This is a genomic window from Streptomyces amritsarensis (assembly GCF_001953875.1).
GTDB classification, from domain to species: domain Bacteria; phylum Actinomycetota; class Actinomycetes; order Streptomycetales; family Streptomycetaceae; genus Streptomyces; species Streptomyces amritsarensis.
On the sequence record NZ_MQUR01000006.1, the window covers coordinates 130,294 to 147,384 of the forward strand.

13 protein-coding genes are annotated in these 17,091 nt (G+C 75.4%); 6 read left to right on the plus strand and 7 right to left on the minus strand.

Annotated elements, in window-relative coordinates; translation table 11 throughout:
- The first annotated feature begins 66 nt into the window (after positions 1-66).
- Positions 67-1,335: a DUF418 domain-containing protein gene (locus AVW11_RS04795; RefSeq protein WP_143568807.1), complete on the plus strand. Its 1,269-nt coding sequence runs from the start codon at positions 67-69 to the stop codon at positions 1,333-1,335.
- A gap of 46 nt (positions 1,336-1,381) precedes the next feature.
- Here the strand turns inward: AVW11_RS04795 and AVW11_RS04800 are convergent, their stop codons facing one another.
- Positions 1,382-2,461, minus strand: a complete 1,080-nt coding sequence (locus tag AVW11_RS04800; protein WP_076043363.1) for a DNA polymerase III subunit beta family protein — start codon at positions 2,459-2,461, stop codon at positions 1,382-1,384.
- 343 nt (positions 2,462-2,804) lie between these two features.
- On the opposite strand from AVW11_RS04800, the gene AVW11_RS04805 reads away from it, so the two are divergent.
- Positions 2,805-3,866 (plus strand): AraC family transcriptional regulator, encoded by a 1,062-nt coding sequence (locus tag AVW11_RS04805; protein WP_158076118.1) that lies wholly within the window; start codon positions 2,805-2,807, stop codon positions 3,864-3,866.
- Positions 3,867-3,886: 20 nt separating this feature from the next.
- Here the strand turns inward: AVW11_RS04805 and AVW11_RS04810 are convergent, their stop codons facing one another.
- Genes AVW11_RS04810 through AVW11_RS04820 form a run of 3 tightly spaced genes read right to left on the minus strand, consistent with a single transcriptional unit; the run spans position 3,887 to position 7,397 of the window.
- Entirely contained in the window at positions 3,887-4,240 is a 354-nt protein-coding gene (locus AVW11_RS04810) for a UBP-type zinc finger domain-containing protein (protein WP_076043343.1), read from the minus strand.
- On the minus strand, positions 4,237-5,724 hold the full coding sequence (locus tag AVW11_RS04815; RefSeq protein ID WP_076043344.1) for an ATP-binding protein: 1,488 nt from the start codon (positions 5,722-5,724) through the stop codon (positions 4,237-4,239). The genes AVW11_RS04810 and AVW11_RS04815 overlap by 4 nt, the downstream gene beginning before the upstream one ends.
- On the minus strand, positions 5,721-7,397 hold the full coding sequence (locus tag AVW11_RS04820; RefSeq protein ID WP_060179735.1) for an NAD(P)/FAD-dependent oxidoreductase: 1,677 nt from the start codon (positions 7,395-7,397) through the stop codon (positions 5,721-5,723). Before AVW11_RS04820 ends, AVW11_RS04815 begins: the two co-directional genes overlap by 4 nt.
- A 253-nt stretch (positions 7,398-7,650) precedes the next feature.
- On the opposite strand from AVW11_RS04820, the gene AVW11_RS37070 reads away from it, so the two are divergent.
- From AVW11_RS37070 to AVW11_RS04830, 3 genes are all read left to right on the plus strand, one after another.
- A complete protein-coding gene (locus AVW11_RS37070; RefSeq protein ID WP_143568808.1) occupies positions 7,651-8,154 on the plus strand; it encodes a hypothetical protein in 504 nt (167 codons plus the stop codon).
- Positions 8,155-8,224: 70 nt separating this feature from the next.
- Positions 8,225-9,988 carry an RNA ligase family protein gene (locus AVW11_RS04825; protein WP_076043364.1) on the plus strand — a complete coding sequence of 588 codons (1,764 nt, stop codon included), beginning with the start codon at positions 8,225-8,227 and terminating at the stop codon, positions 9,986-9,988.
- Positions 9,975-12,863 (plus strand): poly(A) polymerase, encoded by a 2,889-nt coding sequence (locus AVW11_RS04830; protein WP_076043345.1) that lies wholly within the window; start codon positions 9,975-9,977, stop codon positions 12,861-12,863. Before AVW11_RS04825 ends, AVW11_RS04830 begins: the two co-directional genes overlap by 14 nt.
- 52 nt (positions 12,864-12,915) lie before the next feature.
- Here AVW11_RS04830 and AVW11_RS04835 read toward each other — a convergent pair whose 3' ends face one another.
- Complete coding sequence (locus tag AVW11_RS04835; protein ID WP_107423235.1) at positions 12,916-13,833, minus strand: NADP-dependent oxidoreductase; 918 nt, start codon at positions 13,831-13,833, stop codon at positions 12,916-12,918.
- Between the two features lie 346 nt (positions 13,834-14,179).
- On the minus strand, positions 14,180-15,256 hold the full coding sequence (locus tag AVW11_RS04840; protein WP_076043347.1) for an RNA ligase (ATP): 1,077 nt from the start codon (positions 15,254-15,256) through the stop codon (positions 14,180-14,182).
- Positions 15,257-15,489: 233 nt separating this feature from the next.
- Between AVW11_RS04840 and AVW11_RS04845 the strand changes: the two genes are divergently transcribed.
- Entirely contained in the window at positions 15,490-16,233 is a 744-nt protein-coding gene (locus tag AVW11_RS04845) for an SDR family NAD(P)-dependent oxidoreductase (RefSeq protein ID WP_030848574.1), read from the plus strand.
- Positions 16,234-16,247: 14 nt separating this feature from the next.
- Here AVW11_RS04845 and AVW11_RS04850 read toward each other — a convergent pair.
- Positions 16,248-17,091: peptidoglycan-binding domain-containing protein (locus AVW11_RS04850; protein ID WP_206281876.1), on the minus strand; the 844-nt coding region annotated here is incomplete at its 5' end.

The window sequence follows — 17,091 nt, forward strand, 5'->3', positions numbered from 1 at the left end:
GCGGGGGCGGACTGGCGGCGTGAACACCGCCGGTCCGACCAACTTCGGGGCGGAGCGGGAACGGCAGTGGCGGGGACAGCGGTGGGAACAGCGGCCGGGACGGGTGCCGGGGCAGGTGCCGGGAAGGAAGCGGAAGCGGGCGGGCGGGGCGGCGGCTCCGGCCGGCTGGCCGGGGTGGACGCGGTGCGCGGCATAGCCGTCCTCGGCATGTTCGCCGTGCACGTGGGGCCCAGCCCGCAGCCCGAGGGCGCCGGGTACCTGCTCGTCGCGGCCGACGGGCGCGCCCCGGCCCTCTTCACCCTCCTCGCGGGCTTCTCCCTGGTCCTCGCGCAGCGCGGCGCCGACCCGGCGCGGCGCCCAGAGGGCTGGGCGTCGCGGTGGCGTCCGCTGCTGATCCGGTGCGCCGTCCTGGCCGTACTCGGCCTGTACCTGGCCTCGCTGTGGCCCGGGATCCTCGTCATCCTGGCCTTCTTCGCCGTGTACTTCCTGGCGGCCGAGCCCTTCACGCGGCTCTCCACCCCGGTGCTCACCGCCGTCGCGGGGGCGTCGGTGGTGGTGGGGCCGCTGCTGTCGTTCCTGCTGGGCCCGCTGTTCGGGTACGGGTCCTCCGGGCGCGGCCTGGTCCCCGAGGCCGCGGACCTGACCAGCTGGCCGGGGCTGGGGGCGGCGGTGTGCGAGCTGCTGCTCACCGGGGCCTATCCGCTGGCGACCTACTTCCCGTACGTCCTGGCCGGTATGGCCCTGGCCCGGCTGTGCGACGTGCGGGAGCGGCCGATGGCCCGGCGGATGGCGGTGTGGGGCACGGCGGCCGCGCTCGCCGGGTACGGTTCCGCGTGGCTCGCCACCCATGTGTTCGGGACCCGGCAGCGGCTGCTGGAGGCGATAGCGGTCCACCACCCGGAGGCGATGGCCGCCGCCGACCCCGTACGGGAGGTGCTGCGCGGCCAGTTCGGCGCCGTGCCGAGCACCTCGTGGGACTGGCTGCTGCTGGCCGACCCCTACAGCCAGACCCCGCTGGAGACCCTCGGCAACGCGGGGGTCGGGTGCGCCCTGATCGGCCTGTGCGCCCTGGCCGCGCGGCACGCGGTGGGTGCCCGCCTGCTGCGGCCGCTGGCGGTGCTGGGGGCGATGGCGCTGAGCGCGTACGTCGCCCACGCCCTGGTGCTGGCCGGCCCGGCCCACGGTGCCGCGTCCTGGTCGGCGTGGATCGCCTTCAGCGGCGCGGCACTGGCCCTGACCTGGGTCTGGCAGCGGGTCTGGGCCGACAGCCCGCTGCGCCGCGGCCCGGTGGAACACGCCCTGCGGCTGGCCACCCAGGTGGGCGGCCGAGCCTGACGACTGTCCGGCCCTGAGCCGCCGGACACCCCGGGGCCGGCCCGTTTCAGTCGTCGAGGCGGACCGGCATGAGGAGGGAGAAGGTGTCCTCGCTGTCGGTCCGCCGGACGGCCAGCGGCGCCGTGGGGGCGCCGGCCTCGACGATCAGCTCGTCCCGGGCCCCGGCCGCGAGGGCCTGCAGCAGGAAGGCGCGGTTGACGGCGACGCGGTCCGGGGCGCCGCGGCCTTCCTCGCAGACGCTCACCGCGCCGTCGGCCACCTCGAGCACGGTGAGGTCGACGAGCGGGCCGTCCGGCTCGCGCGGCTCGCCGTCCCGGACGGGGCCGGTCTCCACCGCGTGGCGGAACGCCTCGACGTCGACGAGGGCCCGGCGTCCCGCGGGCAGGCGCACGAGGCGGCGGTAGTCGGGGAAGTCGTGGTCGAGGCACTGGCCGGCCGCCTCGTGGTCGCCCGCCCGCAGGGCCACGCGGTCGGCGTCCACGGTCAGCTGGACGGACGTGTCCTCGCCCAGCAGGGCCCGCATGGCGTCCGCCAGCCGGCAGGGCACGAGCACCTGGACCCGGGGTCCGTCGTACCCGGCGGCCCCGACCCCGGCGACGGCCATCCGGTACCGGTCGGTGGCCGCGAGGCGGAGCGCCCCGCCGTCGACGTCGAAGAGGACGCCGCCGAGCATCGGCAGCTCCGGGTCGGTGCCGGCGGCGAAACGCACCGCGTCCAGGGCCTCGGCCAGCTCCGGTGCGCGGAGGGTGAGTCGGACGGTGGCGGTGCGGAGCGGTGTCATGGGGTTCTCCCTGCGTTCGAGTAGCGCTCGGACCGTGGAGAACTCACCGCGGGCATCGGACAGCCCCTGCTCGAGGCGGCGCAGGTGCGCCCGGAGGAGCCCCCGCACCAGGTCGGTGTCCGCGCCGGACAGGCCGGCCAGGACCAGCCGGATGTCCGCCAGCGGCATGCCCGCCCGGCGCAGCCGGGCCAGCACCCGGGACTCCTCGAGCTGTTCGGGGCCGTACCAGCGGTAGCCGGTGGCCGGGTCCACGCGGGCCGGGACCAGCACGCCGGCACCGTCGTAGAACCGCAGCGCGCTCACGCTCAGGCCGCTGTCCCTGGCCATCTCACCGATGCTGTGCATGTCGTTCTCCACAGCCGGAACTCTGCGCCCTCCACCAGGTCGAGGGTCAAACGGCGGTCCGCAGCGAAGGACGGGAGGCGACCGCGCGCCATGGGTCCGAGCCCCCCACCCCCGTGGGGGGACTCCGATCCGGACGGGACCTCCCGTACTCGTCCCCGGGTGCCGGGCACCCCGCGGGAACGATCACAACGCTAGGCCGGGGAGGCCTGCTCGACCCATGGCAGCGGACGTCAGCAAGGGGACCGAACGCGCCAAGGGGGGACCCGGCGCGTCGGATTGGGGACATCAGGACCCAAATGGCGGCGATGAGCTGGTATTTCGCGCTGGTCTATGCTCACCACCTGTGGTCTCGCATACGCATCGGGGGACAACGTCCTCGGCCCTCACCCGACTCAACGTCAATGCCGCACGTCTGCTCGGAATACCCCCGACCGGCTACGCGCACCTGCTGGGCATGGCGCCCGAGCACCTCAACGACGACCTGTGCCGGCCGCCCGCCGTCACGAGCATCCGCATCGCGGAACTGGCGACCGTCCACGCTCCCTGGACCGAGGTGTCCCTGCTGCTGGCCCAGGAGTCGGGCGTCGGGAGCCTCGGGGTGTGGGACTACCTGATCACCTCCGCGCCCACTCCGCTCGAAGGGATCCGGGACGCCGCGGCCTACCTCGCCGCCGTCGTCGACACCAGCACGGACGACCTGCGGATCACCGAGGACGGGAACCGCGTCACCCTCAGCCACCTCAACAGGGGCGATCTCGCCCACGAGGCCGCCTGCGCCGTACGTGCCTGCGCCCTCGGCCTGTACCTGCGCCGCCTGAGGGAGGCCGCGCAACGGCCGCTCGTCCCCCTCCACGTGGCCCTGGCCGCCGAGGCACCCCGAAACCACGACGCGCTGATCGAGCTCTACGGCACCCGCACCATCGAGTTCGGCGCCCCGGTCAGCTCGATCACCTTGCGCACCGCCGACCTGACCGCCCCGACACCGCACGCCCAGCCCGGGCTGTCGGCCGTGCTGCGCAGGCACGCCGACCAGACCCTCGCCTCGGCCGTCCCGCTGCGCGACTGGCTGGATCTCTTCCGCAGCGCGCTCGCCTCCGTCCAGGACGAGGCCGGACCGGCCCTGGCCACCGTCGCGCGGCGCATGGCCGTCAGCCCGCGGACCCTCCAGCGCCGCCTGGACGAACACGGCACCACGTGGAGCGCCGAGGCGGAGGCCGTGCGCCGGGACCACGTCGCGCGGCTGCTCCACACCACCGACCTGGGCATCGACGCGATCGCCGCCCGCAGCGGCTACGCCGACGCCCGCGCGCTGCGCCGGGCGGTCCAGCGCTGGTACGGCACCACGCCCGCCGCCCTGCGCCGGGCGGGCCACCCGCACGGCGGGGCGCTGGAACCCGCCCCGTAGTACGTCCAGGCCCGGGCGGGTCAGCGGTGCAGCCGGCGCGTCCAGTCCTCGGGCACCCGGCCGGCCGGTCCGGGGGCCGGCTGGTCCGCGGGGTGGTGGCCGGGCGGGGCCAGGGCGGGCCCGGACTCGTACATCTCGTTGCCGTCGTAGTCCCAGAACCACTCCTCGCCCGGCTCGAAGCTCTGCACCAGCGGGTGTCCGGTGGCCTTCCAGTGGGCGGTGGCGTGCCGGCCGGGCGACGAGTCGCAGCAGCCGACGTGTCCGCACTGGGCGCAGCGCCGCAGGTGGAACCACCAGCCGCCGGCCGCGTCGCAGTCGGCGCACCCGGTGCCGGTCGGCGGGACGCCGGCGTCGATCCCCTTGATGTCGGTCATGCGGGCTCCTCGGCGGTCTCGGTTCCGGCCGGGTTCCCGGGGTCGGGGTCCGGTTCCGGTGCGGTCAGCGGCAGCAGTACCTGGAAGCGGGTGTCGCCGGGGGCGGATTCGACCTGGAGGCTGCCGTGGTGCTTGTTGACGACGATCCGCCAGGAGATGTCCAGGCCGAGTCCGGTGCCCTCGCCGACCGGTTTGGTCGTGAAGAAGGGGTCGAAGATGCGGCTGCGGATGTCGGCCGGGATTCCGGGTCCGGTGTCGCGGAACTCCACCAGCAGCCGGTCGCCCTCCCGTGCCGTGCGGACCGTCAGGGTGCCGTCCCCTCCGGTGCTCCCGATGGCGAAGACGGCGTTGTCGACGAGGTTGGTCCACACCTGGTTGAGCTCCGCCGGGTAGGCGGGTACGTCCGGCAGGGTGCGGTCGTAGTCCTTGACGACCCGCACCCGGGGGCCGATCTTGCCGGACAGCATCAGCAGGGTGCTGTCGAGGAGTTCGTGGACGTCGACGACGCGGGTGGGGGCCCGGTCGAGCTGCGAGTACTGCTTGGCGGCGTCGACGAGCTGGGAGATGCGGGTGGTGGAGTCGTCGATCTCGTCCATCAGCAGCTCGGTCTCGACCGAGTAGTTGAGCCAGCCGACGGCCCCGGGGAGGATGTCGTCGCCGACGGCCGCCGCGACCTGCTCCAGCCAGTCCACGTCCAGTCCGGCCTGCACGAAGGTCGGCGCGATCCGCCAGCCCTCCGCGACGCCGTGGTCGTCGAGCCAGTCGGCGAGCTCGTCCTCCCGGTCGGAGGCCTCCAGCGGGCTGAGGGCCGTCGCCTTGGCGACGCGCTCCACCGTGCGCTCCTGGACCTCGATGAGGTCGGCGATCGCCTCGCGGGAGTAGTGGCCCTGCGCGATGACGGCCAGCTTGTGCCGCATCTTGCCGACGCGTTCGCGCAAGGTGGCGGTGGCCCGGACGGCCGCCGCGGCCGGGTTGTTGAGCTCGTGGGTGAGGCCGGCGGACAACGACCCGAGGGCCAGCAGCCGTTCGCGCTGGCCGATGGCCCGCTGGGTGTTCTTCGCGCCGAAGAACAGCCCTTCCAGCAGGTGCGCGGCCATCGGGAACCACTCCTGCATGAAGTCGGAGAACGCCAGGGCCGGGAGCACGAAGAACCGGGTCGGCTCGGTCACCCGCATCGAGTTGGTGTACGTCTGGGGCACCCGGTCGCCGAGGTAGGCCTGCATGGCCCCCGCGTACACGCCGCGCTGCGAGGTGCGGCTGACCTCGATGTCGTCGCCGCCGACCCGGCGGGACAGTACGACGGTGCCCTCGATCATCACGTAGAAGCAGGACGCGGGGTCGCCCTCGGTGTACACGGGGCCGGTGTCGAAGCGCTCCACGCGCCCCTCGGCGCACAGTTGCCCGAGCTGCTGCGGGGTGAGCTTCTCGAACAGGAACAGCGAGGCGATCTCCTGCGGGTCGCAGCGCACGGGCCGCCCGCTCATGACTGCTCCAGGTAGCGGTGGACGAGCATGACGGCCATGGCTCCCTCCCCGACCGCGGAGGCGACGCGCTTGGCGGACCGGGCCCGCGCGTCACCGGCGACGAACACGCCGGGAATGTTGGTCTCCAGGTGGTAGGGCGGCCGGTCCAGAGGCCAGTCGGCGGGCGGCCGCCCGTCGGGTGTGAGGTCGGGGCCGGCCAGGATGAACCCGCGGTCGTCGCGCAGTACCGTGCCGTCCAGCCAGTCGGTCAGCGGGGCCGCGCCGATGAAGACGAACATCCACTGGGCGTCGACGAGTTCCGTCCCACCGCTGTCGACGTCGCGCAGGGACAGCCGCTCCAGGTGCTCCTCGCCGTACGCGGCCTCGACGGCGGTCCGGGTGCGCACCGAGATGTTCGGCGCCTCCTCGATCTGCTGGATCAGGTAGTACGACATCGACGCCGCCAGGGACGGCCCGCGCACCAGCAGCGTCACCGACTTCGCGCCCCGGGACAGGTACATCGCCGCCTGGCCGGCGGAGTTGGCGCCGCCCACGATGTACACGTCGTGGCCCTGGCAGGAGGCGGCCTCGGTCAGCGAGGAGCCGTAGTACACCCCGCGGCCGGTCAGGTCCTCGCAGCCCGGCGCCATGAGCTGCCGGTAGGACACCCCGGTCGCCAGGATGACGCTGTGCGCGGCGACGGACGAGCCGTCGGAGAAGCGGACGACGCGTGCGGGGCCGACGGCCTCCAGGCCGGTGACCTCGCGCGCGGTGAGGATCTCGGCGCCGAACCGGCCGGCCTGGCGGCGGGCGCGTTCGGTGAGCTGCGCTCCCGACACGCCGTCGGGGAAGCCGAGGTAGTTCTCGATGCGGGAGCTCTGCCCGGCCTGCCCGCCGGTCGCCGACCGCTCGACCAGTACGGTCCGCAGGCCTTCGGAGGCCCCGTACACGGCCGCGCCGAGCCCGGCCGGGCCGCCGCCGATCACGACGAGGTCGTAGAAGTCGGCGGACGGTGTCGTCGCGAGCCCCACGTGGGCGGCCAGGTCGGCCGGCGCGGGCTCGATGAGCACGGTGCACTGGGGCGTGACGACCAGGGGCAGCCGCTGTCCGTCGGCCCCGGCCGCCTCCAACAGCCGGCGTCCCTCGGGCTCGTCGCAGGAGTACCAGCGGTACGGCACCTGGTTGCGCGCCAGGAACTCCCGCACCTGCGAGGAGCGGGCCGACCACCGGTGCCCGACGACCTTGGTGGCGGGGACCGGGCGGTAGTCGCTGGACCGCCACGCGGCGAGCAGGTCGTCGACGACCGGGTAGAGCTTCTCCTCGGGCGGGTCCCAGGGCTTGAGCAGGTAGTGGTCGAGGTCGACGACGTTGATCGCGTCGATCGCCGCGTTGGTGTCGGCGTAGGCGGTCAGCAGCACGCGCCGCGCGCCCGGGTACACGTTCAGGGCCTGCTCGAGGAACTCGATGCCGTTCATCTGCGGCATGCGGTAGTCGGCCAGGATCACCGCCACCAGGTCGCCGCGCAGTTTCAGCTCGCGCAGTGCCTCCAGCGCGGACTCGCCGGACTCGGCGCGCACGATCCGGTACCCGGCGCCGTAGTGGCGGCGAAGGTCGCGGGCGACGGCGCGGGAGACTCCGGGATCGTCGTCCACGGTCAGGATGACGGTCCGCGCCGGTTCGGCGGCCTGTGTCATGCGTCTCCCAGGGGCGGCCCGGTCCGGCGGGGCCGCGAGCCGCCCGCGCCGGTTCCCGCCCATCGTATGTTCGATCGCCCGGATCCGCTCCGGCTTCCGGCCGGGCCGGCACGGAGCGTGCTCGCCGCACCGCGTGGAGCGGGTGGCGGGTGCCGCCGCCGCGCTCGCCGAGAGGTTTCGGGTCGCGGGGCCGCAGTCACCCGACCGTGTGATCGGCGCGGCCCGCGCGGCGGCGGTGCGGCAGGGTGGTCGGATGCAGCTGCGCCGGGCCCTGCCCCTGACACTTGCCGCGCTCGTCATGGCCTCCGGATGCGTGACGGTGCATCCCGCTCCGGTGCCCGCGCCGGAGCCGCCGCAGCCGGCTCCCGCCGCGGACCGCGGGCTGCCGCGTGAACCCGCGGCCGTGGCCGGACCGTTGGTCCGGCTGCCGTCGGTGCCGTCGGTGCCGTCGGTGCCGTCCGGGCAGACCGCGCCGGCGCCGGACGACCCCGTCTTCGCACCGGCGTCGGCGCCGCACCGGCCGGCCGCCGCCGCGGACCTGCCGGCCCGGCCGGTGCGCGCGCCGCGGAGGGCCGAGGCGCCCAGGACCGTGAGAACCGTGAAACCGGCGAAGCCCGCGCCCCGGGCGAAGGCCCGCCGGCAGCCGGCGGCTCCGGCGAAGCCCCGGCCCGTCCCGGGGCGTTCGTACGACATGGGTCCGCTGTGCGAGGCGGCCAAGGGCACGGTGTCACCGGCCATCGTGGCCCTGTGCCGCTGAATTGGGTGGATCCGCCCGGTCCCGGATACCTACAGTGACGGCGGACCCCGTCGTCGAGCCGGAGCGGATCATGCGCACCCACTACCCCCGTACGCCCCATCTGCCCTGGTCGCCCGGGGCCTCGGCGGACGACGTCCGGGCCGCCGGGTCCGCGGGGCTGGCCGGACGGGAGGTCGTGGTCACCGAGAAGCTCGACGGGGAGAACACCACCCTGTACGCGGACGGGCTGCACGCCCGCTCGCTCGACTCCGGGCACCACCCCTCACGAGCCTGGGTCAAGGCCCTCCAGGGGCGGATCGGACCCGGCATCCCGGCCGGGTGGCGGGTGTGCGGGGAGAACCTCTACGCACGCCACTCGATCCCGTACGAGGACCTGGACAGCTGGTTCTACGGCTTCTCGGTGTGGGACGGGGAGCACTGTCTCGACTGGGACCGGACCGTACGGTTCCTGCGGGGCCTGGGCGTGCCCACCCCGCGCGTGCTGTGGCGGGGCACGTTCGACGAACGCACGCTGCGCAGGCTGAGGCTCGACACCGCCCGCCAGGAGGGCTACGTCGTGCGCGCGGCCGCCGGCTTCGCCCGTGCGGACTTCGGGAGTCGCGTGGCCAAGTGGGTGCGGGGCGGGCACGTGCAGACCGGCACCCACTGGATGTACGCGGAGGTCGTGCCCAACGGGCTCGGTCCGGCGGCCCCGCTGTGGGCGGTCCGCTCGGGAGCCGAGCCCGATGTCGGGGCCCTGTCGGCGGCCGTCGGCACGGACCCGGACACGGCCGCCGACATCGCCGACGTCTTCGAGGCCGCCGCCCGGATCGACGCCATGGGGCGGACCGGCGAGGACCGGCTGGCCGGGGTTCTCGCCGCCGCGCTGCGCCGCGAGCCGCGGGCCCGCGTGGCCGCACGGCTCGCCGCGGGACCGGCCGGGATGGGACTCGCCCGACGCGTCGGCGACCTGCTCGGGCTGTACCCGTACCTCCAGCGGCCGTTCCCCGACGCCGATCGGCGGGCCGGGCTCGTACGCATGGCCGCGGCCGCCGATCTCGGGGTGCTGCACGCGCTCGCCGGGGCACTGGCCGACGGGCCGGGGGCGCGCGAGTGCGTGGAGTGGTCCGCGCTGTGGGCCGAGGAGGCGGGCCTGGTCGGCGGCCCGGATCCGCTGGAGTCCCTGCGCGCCGCGCTGCGGGAGCCCCTCGCAGGCCTGGACGCGGACGCTGCCGACCGCTGCTGGGCGCAGGCCCGGCGCGCGTTCGCGGACGGCAGGATCTCCGGAGCCGCCGTGGAGGAGGCCGTGGCGGCGACGTGGCAGTGGCGCGACGGATCGTTTCCCCGGCTGGTGCAGCTGTGCGGCCCCTCGGGCAGCGGGAAGAGCACCTTCGGCCGCGGCCTGCCCGGTGTGGACGCGTACGTCTGCCTCGACGACCTGCGCACCGCCCGGGGTTCGCGCACGGACCAGCGGGCCAACGCCGACGTGCTGCGCGAGGGTCTGGACCGGCTCGACGCGGCCCTGGCCCGCGGCGGGACGGTCGTGTGGGACGCCACGTCGCTCACCGACCAGCAGCGCGGTCTGGCCGGGGCGGTCGCGCGCCGCCGCGACGCGCTGGTCACCCATGCCGTGGTGCTGGTCGAGGAGGCTGAGCTGGAGCGCCGCAACGGCGTGCGACCGCACCCGGTGCCGCCGCAGGTGCTGGCCTCGCAGCTGCACCGGTTCAGCCCGCCGTACGCGGGCAGGGCGCACCGTACGTGGTACGTCGGCGCGGGCGGGGACGTGGAGGACACGGCGGGCACGCTTGCGGCGGGCCCGGTCACGACGGGCGGGGGCTTCGATGCGCACCAGTGAGCAGCTCTACCACCAGGTCCGCTGGGACCCCCGGTTCGATCCGGCGCGGTTCGTGCTCGGCCTGCTCCAGCGCGGAGCGGCACCGAAGCGGGTCCCCCTGCCCTCCTTCGTGCCCGGCGGGGACATCCCCTGGCACCGGGTGCTGTTCGTCGAGGCCGACGGCGAGCTGGTGTGGGACCGGGCCACCGGCGTGGACGTGATCGACGTGACCTCCGCGGGCCGGGTCCGTGATCCGCGCCTGCTGCGGGCGCCGTTCTTCACCGCGCGGACCCCGTACGCCTGGGATCCGGCGGGCGGCGGCGCCTGGCGTCCCGCGCAGGCCGGCCCCGTGGAGGCGGGGGCGGCGCCGTCCTCGGTACGGCTGCTGACCTGGAACACCCTGTGGGACCGCTACGACGCCCCGCGCATCGCCACCGCCCGGCGCCGGCCGCTCCTGCTGGACGATCTGGCCGCCTCGGACGCCGATGTGATCGCGCTCCAGGAGGTCGAGCCGGAGCTGCTCGGCATGCTGCTGGCGGCGCCGTGGGTGCGGGCCGGGTACACCCTGGGCACGGATCCCGGCGGCCGGGACGTCGCCGAGTGCGGGCTGCTGGTGCTGAGCCGGCTGCCGGTGCGGGAGGCGGGCCTGCACGTGTTGCGCGCGCACAAGGCGGTCACGGCCGTGACGGTGGACACCGCGGCGGGGCCGCTGGTCGTCGCCGCCACCCACCTGACCAGCGACCACACCGAGAACGGGCACGAGCGGCGGGAGGGCGAACTGGCCCGGCTCGCGGAGGGCCTGGGCGGTGTCGAAGCCGGTGTGGCCCTGCTGGGCGACTTCAACGACGGCCGCCACGGGGTCGCGGGGCCCGCCGCCGCGCTCGGCATGCGGGACGCCTGGTGCGAGGTGCACGGGGCGGCGGACACCACGCCGACCTTCGATCCGGTGGCCAACCCGCTGGCCGCGGTGGGTTCGCTGACGGGCCGCGCGAGCCGGCTGGACCGGATCCTGCTGGGCTCCACCCCGGCCCGGGTGATGCGGGCGGCGCTGCGCGGCGACCGCCCGGCAGCCGACGGGCTGTTCGTCTCGGACCACTTCGGGGTGGAGGCGACGGTGGAGTTCGGGACGCCGTGCGCACCGTCGCCGGCTCGGCTCGACGTGCCGGCGACGGTGCGTACGGCGGTGGCGTGGCTGCCGCCTCGCCTCCCGGCCGCGGTACGGGAGGTCCGCCGGGACCACGACCCTGCGGACGGCCGCTGGCCCGCGCACGTGAACGTGCTCTTCGGCTTCGTACCGGAGTCCTCCTTCACCGAGGCCGTCCCGCTGCTGGCCGAGGCGGCCGCGGAGACCGCCCCGTTCGAGGCCCGGCTGGAGGGCGTGCACAGCTTCGGGCACCGTGAGGAGGCCGCCGTCTGGCTGGATCCGGCGGCGGCCGGGGAGGCGCCGTGGCTGGAACTGCGGCGCGCGCTGGAGGCGCGGTTCCCCGGATGCCGGGGGCGTTCCGGCGCGTACGGGGGCTACACCCCGCATCTGACGCTGGGCCGCAGCCGGGATCCGCAGCGGGCGGTCGCCGAGTTCGCGGCGCGTCTCGGCGGGGGCGTGTCCGCGCGGGTCGGGGAGCTGGCCGTGCTCTCGCGGCGCGGGGACGGCCCGATGCGGGTGCGGGCGACGGTGGCCCTGGGCACGGGCGAGGTGCGCTGGGCCCCGGAGCCCCTGCCGGAGCACCGGTCGGAGCCTGGTGCCGATCACGCCGAGTCGGTCACCGCGCGCATCGGGGCCGCGCTGCCGGGCGCGCGGGTGCACGTGGCGGGCTCGCGCCGGATGGGCTGCGACCTGCCGGGCGCCGATCTGGACCTGGTGGCGGCACTCCCGGGACCGGTCGACATGGCCTTGGTGCGCGAGCGGGTGGCGGGCGCGCTGCCGCAGGCCCGCGGGCTGCGCGAGGTGACCGGGGCCCGCGTGCCGGGCCTGCGCTTCGGTGTCGGGCCGCTGTCCGTCGACCTGGTGGTGGTCGCCAGCGGCGGCCTGGATCCGGCGCTGGCGGTGACGCGGCGGGCGGAGCTGGGTGAGGCCGCCGCCGTCGCGCTGAGCGCGGTGAGCGACGCCGACGCCGTACGGGAGGCGGTGGGTGCGGAGCATGCCGCGTTCGCCGGGCTCGCACGGCGGGTGAAGGCGTGGGCGCGGGCCAGGGGCCTGGACTCGGCACCGTTCGGGGGCCTGCCGGGCGTGGCCTGGTCGGTCCTCGCGGCGTGCACGGTCCGGCAGGCGGGGGCCCTGCCTCCCGACGCGCTGGTGCGGGAGTTCTTCGGCAGGTGGGCCGCCTGGGACTGGCGCGAGCCGGTCTCGTGGGCGGGGCCGGCCGCGGGGCCCGATCCGGTGCCCGCGGCTGCGCCGGGCCCGGATCCGGATCCGGATCCGGATCCGGTCACGGTGCTCACCCCGTCGGAGCCGGTGCGCAGTTGTACCGCCCAGGTGTCGCCGGGTCTGCGGGACCTGTTGGTGCAGGAGTTGTACGGGGCATGGGAGCTGCTGGAGTCGGGGCTCGGCGTCGAAGCCCTGGCGGCGGCCGCACCGGCGCCGCACCGCCGGCACGCCGCCTGGGCGGTGGTGACCGTACGGGCGGCCGAGGAGGAGTTCGAGGAGGTGCGGGGCCGGGTGCGCGGGCGGTTGCGGGCGTTCCTCGGCGCGCTGGAGGAGGCCGGTGTCACCGGGGCGCACGCGTGGCCCCGCCCCTTCGAGTCCGGGCCGGGCCTGGCCCGGTACGCGATCGGCCTGGGGGCCGCGCCGCCGGACGCGGCGCGGCTGGCCGGGCCGGCCGACCGCTGGCGGGCCGGCCTGCGCGGGGTGGAGGTGTCCTGGGCGGCGGGCGGTGAGGTGCCGGACCTGGGCGCCTGAACGGGGCCGCCGGAGCCGCTGCGCGGACACGGTCCGGGCGGGGTCGTGCGGGTCAGACCTCGATGATGATCTTTCCGGGGGTGTGGCCGCCCTGGCTGAGTTCGAAGGCGGCCGCCAGTTCGGCCAGCGGGAACGTCTTGGCGACGGGCACCTTCAGCTGTCCGCTGTCGGCGAGTCGGCCCAGTTCGGCCAGGTCGCTGCCGACGGGACGGACCCACATCCATTCGCCGCCGGATCCGAGCACGCTGGGGTCGGCGATGGACGCGTGCCGGCCGTCGTCGTGGAGGACCTCTCTGGTGACGCCGCCGACCCCGCCGACGAAGTCCGCGACGACGGTGGGCCCGTCGGGCACGAGGGCGCGGACGCGGTCGGCGAGGCCGTCGCCGTATTCGACCGGTTCGGCGCCGAGCTCGCGCACCCGGTCGTGGTTGCGGGGGGACGCCGTGCCGATGACGCGGGCGCCGAGGGCGCGGGCGATCTGCACCCCGAGGGAGCCGACGCCGCCGGCGGCGCCGTGGATGAGGACGGTGTCGTCCTTGCCGGTGCCGAGGCGGGTGAGCAGCTGGTAGGCGGTGAGCCCGGCGAGCGGGAGTCCGGCGGCCTCGGCCCAGCTCAGCGAGGCGGGCTTGTGCGCGAGGGCGCGGACGGGCACGGTGACGAACTCGGCGAAGGTCCCGCCGTGCACGTAGTCCTTGCGGGCGTAGGCGATGACCTCGTCGCCCTCGGCGTACTCGGGGACGTCGATGCCGACCTTCTCGACCGTGCCCGCCACGTCCCAGCCTGGGACCACGGGGTACACGACGTCCATGAGGGGGTCGAGCCCGCCCGCCATGATCTTCCAGTCGACGGGGTTGACGGCGGCGCACGTGACCCGGACGAGGACCTCGCCGGGGCCGACCTTCGGCAGCGGCAGCCGGGCCTCGTGGAGCACCTCCGTCCCGCCGTACGTCTCGTACGCCATCGCCCGCATGGTTTCCTGGCCGCTCCGGCCCGACTCGGACATGTACCCGACCTCTCGGTGTGCTGGTGGACCCCGCCCCGGGCCCATCCCACCACGCGCACGGCGCCCCGGCAGGTCGGACACGGCCGCCGCTCAGGGGTGCACGACCACTCAGGGGTCACGACCGGTCAGGGGTGCACGACCGCTCCGGGGTGCACAGGACCCTTCCCCACCGTGCCGGCGGTGGGGCGGGGCCGCCGGCGTGCGCGGCAGGGACGGACACCGGTGCGGCAGGGGCCCCACCACCGGCGGCTCCCCCTGTTGGGTCTCGCCGTGGTCAGGGCGTCGGTCGCAGGCGTCGCAACACCCTGGGCGATCACTCGTACTCGGTGCCGCCCTTGCGGGTCAGGTAGGCCGGGCTGACCGCCTTGGCGATGGCGCGGCCGCCCACGACGGGGCTGTACCGCTCGGTCGCCGGGCGGATGACCACGCCTTCGCGCAGGTGCGCGGCCCGCCCGGACACCGTCTCGCGTCCGCTCGCGTGCTCCAGCACCGTGTCCAGGTCGTACGGGCCTTCGTACAGCCGTGGCACGAGCGGCAGTTCGCCGTCCGCGAGGACGGCGGCCGGGTCCAGCCAGCGGACCTGTCCGTCGATCTCCGCGGACACGTCGAAGACGGCGTATCCGGGAGGCGCGTCGGCGGTGCGCACGTCCGTTCCGTAGGCCAGGTCCTGGACGCCCGCGCCGTACACCTCGGCGAAGATTCCGACCCGGGTCGCGCCGAGGCGTTCGGCCAGCGCCTCGGCGACGGCGGGCACTCCGTGGCCGCGCACGGCGCGCCAGTAGAGGTTGCGCCCGTCCTCCTTCAGTGCGAGTCCCTTCGCGCCGAAGCCCTTCGAGGAGACGATGGAGCGTCCGCCCTCGACGACGTACGTGAACAGGCTGGCCGTTCCGTGCAGTTTCTCGGTGAGGACGACGGGCTCGCCGGCCTCGAAGATGTGGGGATAGCGCTGGAGGTTCTCGATGTCCACCCAGGGCAGCAGGTCGGCGGCGGCCTCGACGTCGCCGCTCATGGTGGTCGGTATCGGCGGGGCCCATTTGGTGATGCCGAGCAGCTCCGCGAAGTCCGTGCCCTCCTTGGCCGCCTGCGCCAGGTCGACGTCGGCGAGGGCGCGGGGGCGGCACACCAGGCCCTGCGAGAGTTCGCCGCGCAGCCGGACCGCCTTGACCCGGTCGGCATTGCCGCCGGCGAGCCGTCCGGTGAGGCCCAGTTCCTCGATCAGAGCGGCGGGCAGCACGGCCTGTTCGGGGATGTAGAGCGCGAAGTCACCGGTGCGGTGGGCGCCCTTGGCTATCACCGCTCGGTAGAGGCCCACCTGGGCCAGCTCCAACGCGTCGGCGTTGGGATGTTCGTGGACGGTCAGTCCTTCGACGGTGACGCGCAGGGTCGACATGGAGGGCCTCCAACGGGTTGTCATGGACGAGACCGACACGCCCGGTCGGGGCCGCCGGGCGGTGCGGCGCATCGGTGATACGCCACTCTCCGTTCCACCATTTTCGCTGGTCCAGCGATTATCACGGTGTTAGCCTGCCGCACCGTGCGACGCGACGGGCTCCCGCACGCGCCCGCACGGGCCCGCACGGGCACGCTCCACGATCCGCGATCCGCGTCCCGCAGGAGGCTCCCATGTCACGTCGTCCGGTCACCGTCGTCACGGGCGGCAGCAGGGGCATCGGTGCGGCCACGTGTCTGCGACTGGCCGCGGACGGACACGACCTGGTGCTGGGCTACATCCGTGACGAGGCGTCCGCCGAGGCCGTCGCCGGTCGCGTACGGGCGGCCGGGGCCCGCTGCGTGACCGTACGGGCCGACACCGCCGACGAGTGCGGGGCCGAGCGGCTCTTCGACATCGCCGGCGCCGAACTCGGCACGGTGACGGGCCTGGTCAACAACGCCGGGGTGACGGGACCGCTGGGCCGGCTCGCCGACACCCGCACCGAGGACCTGCGCCGGGTCGTCGAGGTCAACCTCCTCGGATACCTGCTGTGTTGTCGGCGGGCCGCCCGCGACATGGCGGAGTCCGGAGGCGGCGCGATCGTGAACGTCTCCTCGGCTGCGGCCACCCTGGGCAGTCCCGGGGAGTACGTGCACTACGCGGCGACCAAGGCGGCCACCGATGCCCTGACCGTGGGGCTCTCCAAGGAGCTGGGCCCGGACGGGATCCGGGTCAACGCCGTCGCGCCCGGCACCGTCGAGACCGACATGCACGCCGCGATGGGCGACCCCGACCGTGCGGCCCGCATCGGGGCCGCGACCCCGCTCGGGCGGCCCGGACGGCCCGAGGATATCGCCGGGGCGATCTCCTGGCTGCTGTCCCCGGACGCCTCTTACACGACGGGCACCGTGCTGCGGGTCGCGGGCGGCCGCTGAACCACGGACGCCCGCTACTCCATGGCGGCCTGCGTGTTCGGCCCGTAGACGCCCTGGGGGTCGCCCTTGATGGAGCGGTCGCGCTGGAGCTGGCCGACACCGCGCTTTGTCTGGCCGTCGTAGACGCCGGTGACGGCCACGTACGTGAACCCCTGCCCGTAGAGCATCTCCTGGAGGGCGCGCACCTCGGGCCCGCTGTCGCCCATGCGAAGGGTCACGTACGCGTTCGACGGCCGCGGCGCCGATGCGCTCGGGGCGGCGGGCGGTGTCGTCCCCGGGCCCGTCGGTGCGCCGGTCGCCGAGGCCGACGGTTCGGCGGACCGGGCGGACGGCGGGCCGGGGGATCCCGTTGCCGCGTCCGGGCTGCGGTCCGGGAGGGCCGGCAGCGACAGGTCGGCCGGCGCCTCGGCCCGGGGCCGCTCCGGGTCGGGACCGGTCAGCAGGAGCACGAGGGCACCGGCTGCCGCCAGTCCGAGCACGCCGGCCACGGCCACGGGGAGCCGGCTGCGCCGGCCGGCGCGCGCGGTTCGCCGGGCTCCGCGAGCGGGGGGCGCGGCGGTCGCGGCGGGCACCCCCGCCCGCGCCCCGGCCCCGGCCCCGGCCCCGGCCTCCGAGCTGTGTCCGAAGGCGTGCGTGGCGTCGTGTCCGGCGTCGTGCTCCGGGCCGGGGAAGGCGAACGGACCGGTCTGCGGCCACGCGGGGACCTCCGCCTGGGCCGGCGGGCCGGACGGGGCGATGTAGGGGCGTACGAGCAGGGCGTCGTCGGGAGCGAGCCCGTTCTCTTCAGGGTGCTGTGACATGGCTGTCTCCGGCAGGGGCGGGGCCGGCGCGACGGTGCGGCGCCGGCCCCGCCCGGCC

Coding starts and splice junctions, on each gene's coding strand:
- AVW11_RS04845 (WP_030848574.1), top strand. CDS start 15,490: ATGTCACGTCGTCCGGTCACCGTCGTCACGGGCGGCAGCAGGGGCATC.
- AVW11_RS04810 (WP_076043343.1), bottom strand. CDS start 4,240: ATGACCGACATCAAGGGGATCGACGCCGGCGTCCCGCCGACCGGCACC.
- AVW11_RS37070 (WP_143568808.1), top strand. CDS start 7,651: ATGCAGCTGCGCCGGGCCCTGCCCCTGACACTTGCCGCGCTCGTCATG.
- AVW11_RS04830 (WP_076043345.1), top strand. CDS start 9,975: ATGCGCACCAGTGAGCAGCTCTACCACCAGGTCCGCTGGGACCCCCGG.
- AVW11_RS04825 (WP_076043364.1), top strand. CDS start 8,225: ATGCGCACCCACTACCCCCGTACGCCCCATCTGCCCTGGTCGCCCGGG.
- AVW11_RS04820 (WP_060179735.1), bottom strand. CDS start 7,397: ATGACACAGGCCGCCGAACCGGCGCGGACCGTCATCCTGACCGTGGAC.
- AVW11_RS04840 (WP_076043347.1), bottom strand. CDS start 15,256: ATGTCGACCCTGCGCGTCACCGTCGAAGGACTGACCGTCCACGAACAT.
- AVW11_RS04800 (WP_076043363.1), bottom strand. CDS start 2,461: ATGCACAGCATCGGTGAGATGGCCAGGGACAGCGGCCTGAGCGTGAGC.
- AVW11_RS04815 (WP_076043344.1), bottom strand. CDS start 5,724: ATGAGCGGGCGGCCCGTGCGCTGCGACCCGCAGGAGATCGCCTCGCTG.
- AVW11_RS04835 (WP_107423235.1), bottom strand. CDS start 13,833: ATGCGGGCGATGGCGTACGAGACGTACGGCGGGACGGAGGTGCTCCAC.